This window comes from Streptomyces sp. NPDC033229, from assembly GCF_055576875.1.
Map to the genome: position 1 here is coordinate 1 of NZ_JBVIQR010000094.1, position 9,928 is coordinate 9,928.

The 9,928-nt window shown below is 65.1% G+C and carries 6 protein-coding genes and 5 pseudogenes; 4 read left to right on the plus strand and 7 right to left on the minus strand.

Annotated features, from left to right (window positions below; translation table 11 throughout):
* Positions 1–108: 108 nt before the first annotated feature.
* From ACZ53N_RS35090 to ACZ53N_RS35100, 3 genes and pseudogenes are all read right to left on the minus strand, one after another.
* Positions 109–522, minus strand: a pseudogene (locus tag ACZ53N_RS35090) (helix-turn-helix domain-containing protein); the annotation flags it as partial.
* A 57-nt stretch (positions 523–579) separates the two neighbouring features.
* Positions 580–1,678 (minus strand): annotated as a pseudogene (locus ACZ53N_RS35095) (IS110 family RNA-guided transposase).
* Between the two features lie 237 nt (positions 1,679–1,915).
* Positions 1,916–2,776, minus strand: coding sequence for an ISL3 family transposase (locus ACZ53N_RS35100; RefSeq protein WP_469144814.1), 861 nt, complete (start codon positions 2,774–2,776; stop codon positions 1,916–1,918).
* Between the two features lie 59 nt (positions 2,777–2,835).
* On the opposite strand from ACZ53N_RS35100, the gene ACZ53N_RS35105 reads away from it, so the two are divergent.
* The 3 genes and pseudogenes from ACZ53N_RS35105 to ACZ53N_RS35115 all read left to right on the plus strand — a co-directional run.
* Positions 2,836–4,296: an ISL3 family transposase gene (locus ACZ53N_RS35105; protein WP_469144815.1), complete on the plus strand. Its 1,461-nt coding sequence runs from the start codon at positions 2,836–2,838 to the stop codon at positions 4,294–4,296.
* Between the two features lie 165 nt (positions 4,297–4,461).
* Complete coding sequence (locus ACZ53N_RS35110; protein WP_469144816.1) at positions 4,462–6,168, plus strand: hypothetical protein; 1,707 nt, start codon at positions 4,462–4,464, stop codon at positions 6,166–6,168.
* A 202-nt stretch (positions 6,169–6,370) separates the two neighbouring features.
* A pseudogene (locus ACZ53N_RS35115) lies at positions 6,371–6,696 on the plus strand (transposase); the annotation flags it as partial.
* A gap of 21 nt (positions 6,697–6,717) precedes the next feature.
* Here ACZ53N_RS35115 and ACZ53N_RS35120 read toward each other — a convergent pair.
* The 4 genes and pseudogenes from ACZ53N_RS35120 to ACZ53N_RS35135 all read right to left on the minus strand — a co-directional run bounded on the left by ACZ53N_RS35120 (position 6,718) and on the right by ACZ53N_RS35135 (position 9,125).
* Entirely contained in the window at positions 6,718–7,437 is a 720-nt protein-coding gene (locus ACZ53N_RS35120) for an IS630 family transposase (protein WP_469144817.1), read from the minus strand.
* Positions 7,323–8,526 (minus strand): annotated as a pseudogene (locus ACZ53N_RS35125) (IS3 family transposase). Before ACZ53N_RS35125 ends, ACZ53N_RS35120 begins: the two are co-directional and overlap by 115 nt.
* A gap of 57 nt (positions 8,527–8,583) precedes the next feature.
* Entirely contained in the window at positions 8,584–8,811 is a 228-nt protein-coding gene (locus ACZ53N_RS35130) for an IS3 family transposase (RefSeq protein ID WP_469144818.1), read from the minus strand.
* 26 nt (positions 8,812–8,837) lie between these two features.
* Complete coding sequence (locus ACZ53N_RS35135) at positions 8,838–9,125, minus strand: transposase (RefSeq protein WP_469144819.1); 288 nt, start codon at positions 9,123–9,125, stop codon at positions 8,838–8,840.
* 267 nt (positions 9,126–9,392) lie between these two features.
* On the opposite strand from ACZ53N_RS35135, the pseudogene ACZ53N_RS35140 reads away from it, so the two are divergent.
* Positions 9,393–9,639 (plus strand): annotated as a pseudogene (locus tag ACZ53N_RS35140) (IS630 family transposase); the annotation flags it as partial.
* Positions 9,640–9,928: the final 289 nt, after the last annotated feature.

Sequence of the window (9,928 nt, forward strand, 5' to 3'; positions counted from 1 at the left end):
TGATCAGACGGAGGCCGCCCTCACGTCAGGCGAACAGCAGATCCCAGGCAAGTTCGACGCGACGTTCGACCTCAGGTGATAAACGCCAAGCTAAGGGATCGCAGAGAATCAACATGCTGGTTTGATCTTCTGCGGTAGGTGGCTGCCGTACCGGCCGAGGTGGGCGGCCACGTCTGTCGGGGTGCGGAATCTGGCAGTTGAGGGCGAGATCGTGTGATCGTGCTCGTCCAGGAGGGGCCGCACTTCCTGGACGGCCCTGGTGAGAGTGCTTCCGGTGACGCCGAAGAGCTGGGCGAGCAGGTCATGGGTGCCGATCTTGCGGAGGCAGAGCACGGTGGCCAGGATCCGGTCTGCATCGGAGAGCTTGTCCTTGGCACCTGCGCCTCGTCTCCGCTGGCGCTCCCCGCCTCGGCGCTCGTGGCGGGTTCGCTCGCGTTGCTGGGCGAGTGCCGGGATCAACGCGCGGACCAGAACGTCCAGTTGTGGAGCGGGCATGCCGGTCAGCTCCGGGTCGCGGAGGGAGCATGCTTCAACACCCTCGATGGGCGCGGCCAGCCGAGCGGAAGCCCCTATGTTTCGTCAAGCCGCAGGAGGGACTTGGTTGGTGGCTCGGGGCTGGATGTGCCGGTAGAGCTCGCGTGCGACGTACCTCTTGAGGCATCGGATGATCTCGCGCTTGGACATGCCCTCGGCGGTGCGTCGCCGCAGGTACTCCTGGGTGCGTTCGTCCCAGCGTATGCGGGTCTGCACGATCCGGTAGAGGGCGGCGTTGGCCTGGCGGTGACCACCGCGGTTGAGGCGCCGCCGTTGTGTCTTGCCGGAGGACTGCTCGACCGGGCTGACACCGCACAACGCCGCGAAGGAGGCTTCGTCGACGAGCCGGTCGGGGTTGTCACCTGCGGCAATGAGGAGGACCGCGGCGCTGTCGGGCCCGACGCCGACGAGGTCCAGCATCTGGGGCCGGCAAGCGCGTACGGCCCTGGTGGTGCGGCGGGTGAGTTCCTTGACCTCGTCGGACAGGTATTGGACACGGCGGGCGAGCAGGCGCATCGTGAAGACGGCCTCGCCCTGGTCATCGGTATCGAGGGCCGCGCAGGTGGCAATCAGGGCCGGGTTGCTCAGGCCGGTGAGGAGTTCGCGCAGATCCGGGTCGATGGACATGAGGACGGCCTTGAGCTGGTTCAGCGCCTGGGTGCGGGCCTTGACCGCCGATTCCTTGGCCAGCCGCAGGACCCGCATGTCCTCTACGGGCCCGTCCGCACTCTTCGGCACGGTGGTGGCCCGTCCGGACAGCACCGCACGAGCGGCCGCGTCCGCGTCGATGGCGTCGGTCTTGCCGCGCTTGCGTCGGGTGGCACGGTCGGGCTGGTTGATCTCGATGACGTCGATGCCCTCCCGACGCAGGACCCGGGTCAGCGCGGCTCCGAAGGAGCCGGTGCACTCGACACCGGCCCGGCGCAGGGCACCGAATGACCGTGCCCAGCTGAGCAGTTGGCGATAGCCGATGGCGGTTGCCGATGGCGGTTGCCGGGAACTCCTGCTGAGCGAGCGAGGCACCCAGGGCCGTGATGACCGCGGCAACATGGACATCCTTATGGGTGTCCACCCCCAGGATCACGTCCTCGGGCTCCTCGGCCGGGGCGGGGACCCGCTGCGCGGGCAGCGTCGGCTGGGGCATGCTGGTGACGGTCACGAGGCTCCTTGGACTGGGTCTGGTGGCTGACACCGGTCCGGTGGGCGGTCAGAACTGTGACGGTGCTTTGTGCAGCAAAGCCCCTATCGGGACACGTTCACCGGGCCGGCGGCAGTACGCACCGCAGGAGGCCGGGGCCGACAGTTCCACTCCAAGGCAACTGCGGCCAGTTGTCGCACGGGTCAGGCCCCGGCCCCCTGCGGCACACCATGATCCTCACAGTTATCGCAGGTCAGCGCGATGCCGCCCGATTATGCGTTCGACTGCTTGCGCCAGATTGTTCAGGAGGTGCCAGGCATCGGCTACCTGCCTGGCCTGCGGAGCGCCGGCCTGGGCCCCGTCGCGGTAGGAGCCAGCACGGTCACGGCAGATGATCCGGACCTCAGGATGGTCCCGCAGCCAGGACGCGAAGGTCGCTGCGGCCCGGTCGGCCAGGACGTCGATCGGGCGGTGGGTTGCCATGTCGATGAGGATCGTCGCGTAGGTTCGTCCCCTTTGAACGGCGAACTCGTCGACGCCGAGATGCGGCACCGGTCCCGACGACGGGAGCGGCAGCGTACGGATCAGCCGGAGCAGAGTGTCTTTGCAGGTGTCGATGGTCATGCGCTGGAACAGGCGGGCGCCTGGCCGGCCGCCCAGGAACAGGGCCACGTCGGTGAGCTGGGCGGTGAGAGCGTCCGTGCGGCGTGCGTAGCGACGCGTCAGAGCCGGTATCTGCTCGGCAAATGTCCGACGGGCGCAGTGCTCGTTCCCGCACACGAGCCGACGCGCTCGTAGCCCGATCCGCACACGCCGGCCAGCGACCGGACGATCTGCCGGAGTCCGCTGGTAGTAGCAGTGCACCCTCGAAGATCTCCGCCCGCATCCACAACAGGCGGCCGACACGGCCCCTGACCGCACGGCGACCCGGACCTCGGCATCCGTCAGCACCAGCTGGTCGACCTCCACCGCGATACCCGGCAGCAGAAGATCCGCGATCTGAACCCCACCCATCACATCGGATAGCTGCCCAACTACCCCCAAATTAGCGACAGAGCCACTTTCCGTGCCAGAGCCACAGAAGGTCACCAATTCCGCGATCATGAACGGCTGCGGGTGACGCGCTCCTCCAGGACCTGTGGTTCCGCCAGACCGACGACATCGTGATCGAAAACATCGACACCGACGACGAGTCGGTGGTCATACGAGCCCGCGCTCACGGCCTCCAGACCGCATGCCCGAGTTGCGGTGTGCTCTCAGACCGGGTGCACAGCCGCTATCTCCGGCGGCTGGCGGACAGCCCGGTCGGCGGGCGCCCGGTGGTGATCGCGTTACGGGTGAGACGGTTCCGCTGCGGCGAACGCGCGTGTCCGCGGGCGACGTTCGCCGAACAGATCAGCGGGCTCACCTTCCGCCACGGCCGACGGAGCCTCAATCTGCAACGGGTCCTGCGGACCGTGGGGCTCATGCTGGCCGGCCGAGCCGGTGCCCGGCTCGTGGAGACGCTGGCCTCGGTAGTCAGCCGGTCGACGCTGCTGCGGCTGGTCCGCGCTCTGCCCGACCCGGAGCCGGCCACACCGCGGGTACTCGGAGTGGACGAATTCGCCCTACGCAAGGGCCACGTCTACGGCACCATCCTGGTCGACATCGAGACCCGCCGCCCCGTCGACCTGCTGCCCGGCCGGTCCGTGGCGACAGTGGCCCAGTGGCTCGCCGATCACCCCGGCGTCGAGGTGATCTGCCGCGACCGGTCCGTTGCCTATGCCGAGGCCGGACGGCTCGGGGCACCGGACGCCATCCACGTCGCCGACCGCGGGCACATCTGGAAAAATCTGGCCGAGGCCGTCGAGAAGACGGTCATCCAGCACCGGGCACTGCTGCGCGAACCACAGCAGACAGCCCCGGGCAGCCCGCCTTCAGCCCCCTCGGAACTGGCGCCGCCGCCCGCCGCCGGGCCGCGGCGGACGGGTCGGCTGGCCCGGCGGACCCGGGAACAACACACCGCCGTCCACCGCCTGCTCGCCGAAGGCATGGGCCTGCGCGGCGCCCATGCCGCTGCCGCAGGCTTCGTCGCCTACCTGCACCGGAAGATCAACGAACGGCGGGCCACCCCCCTGATCGCTGGCACGCCCATGGCCCTGGGAACCCCGCTCACCCTGCCGATCGGATCGGCCAACCACGACCCGAGAGTGTTCACCCGGCCCGACCGGCTGGACGTGAACCGTGCACCCAACCCGCACCTGAGCTTCGGAGCCGGCATCCACTACTGCCTCGGCGCGCCCAGGGCGGAGAACGCCTGGCGTCGCAGGGCATCGGCGAGGCAGTTGTTACGGACGAAGCGGGGCCTGGGATGTGTGGCTGTTGCCGGAGGCTCGGCTGATGGGGCTGGTATCGGCGTAGTTCTTGCGAGCCTTCGCGGATGCGTAGCGGGTGGGGTCGTCTCCGGACTCGGCGAGCACCCGGGCGCCGGTGATCGCCCCGATGCCAGGCACCGAGAGGTAGATCTCAGCGTCCGGCTGCGCGAGAAAATACGCCTTCACCTGCGCTTCCAGCTCGGCTATCTGCGTTCAGCGCGATCAGCAGCTTCGTGTGAGCGGTTGCGGTGGCCGTGTAGGCCGCGGTGACCGGTTCGGGCAGACCCAGGTGCTGCTCGCGCAGCGCGGTCTGGATCGTGGCGACCTTTCTTGCCCGCATGCGACCGTCGTACCGTAGCGATCAGGGAACGTCGCTCCCATTGGCTACCACGATTCACATGAAAGTTGCCAAATAGGGTGATAGCATCCCCCACCGTGAACCATGCTGCCGTAAAATACTGCCCCAGCGAACAGCAGGGAAGACCAGCCATGCACTCCCTCCCATGGAAATGGCGACCATCCCAAACAGCACTCCTGGCACTCCTCGTCATCGCCATGCTCGCCACTACCGTAAAAGCTCTCGCCCTATCACAAATCACCCCCGAACCCCCTCCGGATAAGACCGGAACCTCCCTGATCGCCTTCTATGCCTACGACGGCATGGAATTAAAGCTGCATCAAATCAAAGTGCAAACCCACCAGGACTTCCCTCACATCGCCGTCTTTAACGGAAGGGATCCGTATCAGGCTAGACACTTCTTCTGGGGTCAACAGCCACCGGGAGGATGGGATCAATTCCTTAAAGGAAATAGAACGCAAGGGTTCGAGGAAACAGTCTGGGGAAATCTGGAAAAAATCAGAGGCGACAAGGTTGGAAAGAGTCTCCTGAATATTCTAGAAAACACCAAGCCTCTCCCAACCGGGAGGGATGAAGACTACCGAACCGGCCGCCATTTCCTCGATGAGAAGGGCCGCCCATCGGAAATCCTCCACCTGATCGTACGAGGCGAGTCGGAAGAGCACAAGAATCCGGCGAATATCTACAAACTGGGGACTTCCTATAACGCGGACATTTCTTCCGGAAGCGCGTACACAGAAGGGCGGGGCTCGGTTTCGGTGACAACGTTCGGACCAAATAGTATCATTTTCGGTCGATATGGCGCGAAAGTGGCGGCCGACACGCGAGAAAAGGTTCTCGAAGATCCCTCAATTGTTCTTTTTCATGAGCTCACCCACGCAGCCCATAGCCGTACCGGCTTAGGCATTCCGTCTAGTCCGAACATCAAAACCTCGTATGTGACGTGGGATCCAAAAACACGGACGGTGGATACCAAAGTCCGGCTGGAAGACGCCGAGGAAATTTGGACCGTTGGCATGCATCGACAGACGAGAGCGGTGTACGATCAGCAAAAGCCGACCAATTCTCGGTACGAGATGGCGGCCGATGTAAACCACCTGGCAATTAAGGGGGGAATTCCGAAAGTCGGAGTTGGGGAGGGATCGCAAAATGATAGCGACCTGCCGTTTGATGAACTCCTAGAACGGGTTTTCAGTGAGTCGAAAGGGCACGCTCAAACGTTCTTCAATAAACACCAGGCAGCCTACACCGACGCGACGGGGAGGCCTTATAGCGCTATCCAAGGTGAGGTTTTGCGGGATTTCCTGAACGCCTCCTCTCCCTTGAAAGGGGGAATCACGGAATTTGATTACGCCACTAGTTCTGGGCGCCCGACACAGCTGCACTACTCGGGTGACGGAAATCCTTTCGGATATTTCTGGGTATCTGAACCTCGAACCGATCTCGGGCTGAACGAGAAAGGCAGGCTCGTAAAGATCGACGGGGGGAAACTTACGCCTGTTACTGACGGAGACGCCAGTAAGGTAGCGCCCGGAAAAGTAGCTTATTATTACTATGAGTTGGCGCCGGGTGCGAGTTACTCGGTAGAGGATTTAAGAAATCCAGATTCGCCCCGTGGGCCGTTCTCGCTTAAGGAAAAAGAAGGGCATTGCTCGCCAGGGTGTGACCTTACCCGCTTGCCGATGTGGGGCAGGAAACTCTCCGACGCGGAGCGCAAGAAGATTCTGACTATCGAGGTGAAGAGGAAAGGGAAGGGGAAGGATTCCATGGATTCGGCACGGTAGAGATTTGGATCGATGAGCCACTCTTATTGAGTCGAAACTCTTTGGTTGCCTATTCGATGGTGTACCGGACGTGGCGGGCGTGGAAGTAGCTGCGGACGATGCGGGGTGGCGGCGGTGGAGGAAGCGGCGGTTTCGTGGGCGAGGTCGTCGGCTGCACCGTTCCGGGTCTGATGGAGGCTCGATTCCCTGAGAGGATCGAGTCATGGCACGTCCGTCCCGCTATCCTGCTGAGTTCTGTGAGCGTGCGGTGCGTACGGTCGCGGAGATCCGTCCGAGCTACCCGACCGAGTGGGCCGCGATGAAGGCTCTCGCAGCCAAGCTGGGCATCGGCGCCGCAGAGACGGTGCGGACCTGGGTCCGCAAGGCCGAGGTGGACACCGGTCGGCAGCCCGGCGTCACCTCCGAAGGGTCCGCAGAGACCAGGCGGCTCAAGGCCGAGAACGCCGAGCTTCGGCGGGCGAACGAGATCCTGAAAGCGGCCTCGGCTTTCTTCGCGGCCGAGCTCGACCGGCCGTCGAAGCGCTCGTATTGATCAGAAACTCATTGGGTTCACTCGTCGAGGATGTAGCGGACGTGCGTGCCGCCGAAGTAGCCGCGGACGATGTGTGGTTGACGCTGGCGTCTGTGGAAGAATCTGCGGGTTTCCGCGGTGCGTTCGGCCTGGTTCCTGGCCCGGTGGGTGTGGGGCAGGCTGCGTTTGAGGTCGGCGTTGACCAGCTCGTCGGGGTTCAGCTCGGGTGAGTACGCGGGCAGGAAGCGCAGCTCGATCTGGTCACGGTGGCCGGCGAGCCAGGCCCGGACGGCCTTCGAGCGGTGGGCCGAGTGCCGGTCGACGATCAGGTGGACCTTGTGGTCGAAGTGCCCGACGATGCGGGCGAGGAAGCGGCACATGACCTTCGCGTCGAACGACTCGGTGAAGGCCATGAAGTGCATCCGGCCGCGGGTGCTGATCGCGGACATCGCGTTCACGGAGAACCGGTTCCCGGTGCGGCGCACGATGGGAGTCGCGCCTTTGACGCCCCAGGTGCGGCTGGTGACCTGGTCCGAGCGGATCCCGACCTGGTCAGCGAAGAGGATCTCGCCGTTCTCCGCCTTCGCCCTGGCCCGGATCGCTGGCCAGGGCTCGGGCCTTGACCCCGAATCCTGGACACGGGTTATGCGGCTTCGGCCAGCGTGGTTGATGTTGTTGTGGTGGCGGTTTCGTAGGCGATGGGGCTGCGTTGTCCGAGGCGGGAGTGCCGGCGGCGGGTGTTGTACCGGTTGAGCCATCGAAGAGCGTCGAAGCGGGCCTCGCGCTCGCTGGGCCGGCTCTTGCGGCCTTGGAGCGTCTCTCGTTCGAAGGTCGCGTTGAAGGACTCCGCGAGCGCATTGTCAGCGCTGGACCCGATCGCGCCCATGCTCTGCCTCACCCCTTGCTGACCTGCAGACTTCAGTAAAGGACATGCTCGTGTACTGGGCGCCGTGGTCGGTGTGCATGATCGCTCCGGCGAGGCTGCCGCGGGTCCGCCAGGCGGCGGCGAGGGCGTCGGTGACGAGTTCGGCTCTCATGTGGTCGGCGATCGCCCGGCCGGCCAGGCGGCGTGAGGCGAGGTCGATCACGGTCGCGAGGTAGCAGAACTTCCCGCCGTCGATGGGCAGGTAGGTGATGTCGCCGACGTACTTCGTGTTCACCTCGGCAGCGGTGAAGTCACGCCCGAGCAGGTCGGGAGCCTTCGCCGCGGCAGGGTCCGGTGTGGTGGTGCGGTGCCTGCGGCGAAGCCGCACTCCGGCTGGACCGATGCTCCGCATGACGCGGGCGACCCGCTTGTGATTGACGCGTTCGCCCTGGTCACGGAGTTCAGCGGTGATCCTGGGAACCCCGTAGGTACCGTCCGACTCCAGGTGCACGACCCCGTATCCGGGCCGCGAGCCTGGCGTCGGCCGCCTGCCGGGCGCCCCGGTCACCGGCTGCCGAACGCCAGTAGTAGAAGCTGGAACGAGAGATCCCCGGGATATGACACAGCCGCTTCACGCCGTGGCGGCGCCGGTGGTCGGCGACGAACTGGAAGCGGTTCACCAGCGCGTCGCCCCGGCGAAATACTTCGCCGCCTTCCGCAGGATCTCCCGTTCCTCCTCGAGCTCGCGGATCTTTTGACGAAGAGCGGCGTTCTCTGCCTCGAACGGCGTCGGTGTCTCCTCGGGGGCTTGGGAACGGTGCCCCCGCGGCCGGCTCGCGCCGGCCGCCCGCACCCAGTTGCGCAGGGTCTCGGGATTGATCCCCAGATCGGCGGCGATCTGCCGGATCGTCGCCCCTGGCCGCGACTCGTACAGTGCGACCGCGTCCGCCTTGAACTGCGGCGGATAGTTCATCATGACCACGAGATGTCCGTCCTCAGATCCACAGGATCCAGTGTCTCGCGTGTCCAGGATCAAGGGTCAGAGCCCGTGGCCCCAGCGTGCCAGCTGAGCCCGGACGCGGCGGTAGCCGTAAGTGCCATCAGACATGTCGAAGGCCTTGTGGATGAGCTGTTTGAGCTCCTCGCGGCGCTGCGCTGTCGCGGAATCGGGGCGGCGGCGCCAGTCGTAGTAGCCGGATTTCGAGACGCCGAGCCGGGCGCACATGAACTCGACGCTCCATACGTACTCCGCCGTATCGAGTCGCATCGTTTCGATGAACTCGTACGTGCTCGCTACCGGGGATCCCTCGCGAAGTACGCTGCGGCTTTTTTCAGGAACGCGTTTTCCCTCTCGAGTTCACGGATACGCCGGTCCTGCTCTTTGAGTCGTGCTCGCTCGCCTACTGTCAGCCCGGTGCCGGCTGGTTCCTGCTGTTTCTGGTGTTTCTTCACCCAGCCGCGGAGCGTTTCGGGATTCATTCCAAGCTCCCGGCCGACCTCACTGACCGTCTTGCTCGAGCTCAGCGCGAGCTGCACTGCTTCCTCACGGAACTCCTGCGAGTACTTCCTCGGTGGCGCCACTTCTTCCTCGTTCCCTGTTCCAGGCGATCCTATTGGACACCTGTCCGAGAACTTCGAGGCACCTCAGGACCTCGAGGAGGTGCGGGGCTTGGACGGGCTGTTGGTCTTCGATGTGAAGCTGCGGTCCTCGTGGCTCGGTCGCGGTGCCCCTCGCACTGACAGCGAATGCTGCTCGAGTGGGGAAGGGCATGCCAGCGGGGTGTTGGCTGGGGTGGGGCCGGGTGGGTGTCCCCTTGCGCGTGCCGAGGGAGTGGTGTGCGAGCACCGACGTCGCACCGTGCACGCACCTGGGCGCCCAAAGGCAGGACTCCGGTGGTTCGGTTCAACGGAGCCTCCCATGGGCGGGTGTCCCTGGCTGCGCTCGCCTGCTACAAGCCGGGCGAGCGCAGCCGGCTCATCTACCCGGCCACGGATCCAGGGCCATCACCTGGGCAGTCAGCGGGGTTTCACCTGGCAGGACTACCGTGACCTGCTGGTCCGGGCTCATATCCAGCTCGGCGGGCCCCTTGTCGTGGCATGCAGCGAATCCAACGCGCCCCGCACCTCATCGACCTCGATTCTTCAGCGGTGCTCGTCGGCTGATGGGCCCGGCTGGCTGCCCGGTTTGTCCTCTGCCGTTCGAGGGCGGGTCGTCGCGTGACGCTGCGGGGTGCGCCGGCTTCCACGGGCCGGTGGCCTGTCGTTCTTCTCCTTCCTGGTCCTCGTGGGGTGAGGTGCCTCGAAGTTCTCGGACAGGTGTCCAATAGGATCGCCTGGAACAGGGAACGAGGAAGAAGTGGCGCCACCGAGGAAGTACTCGCAGG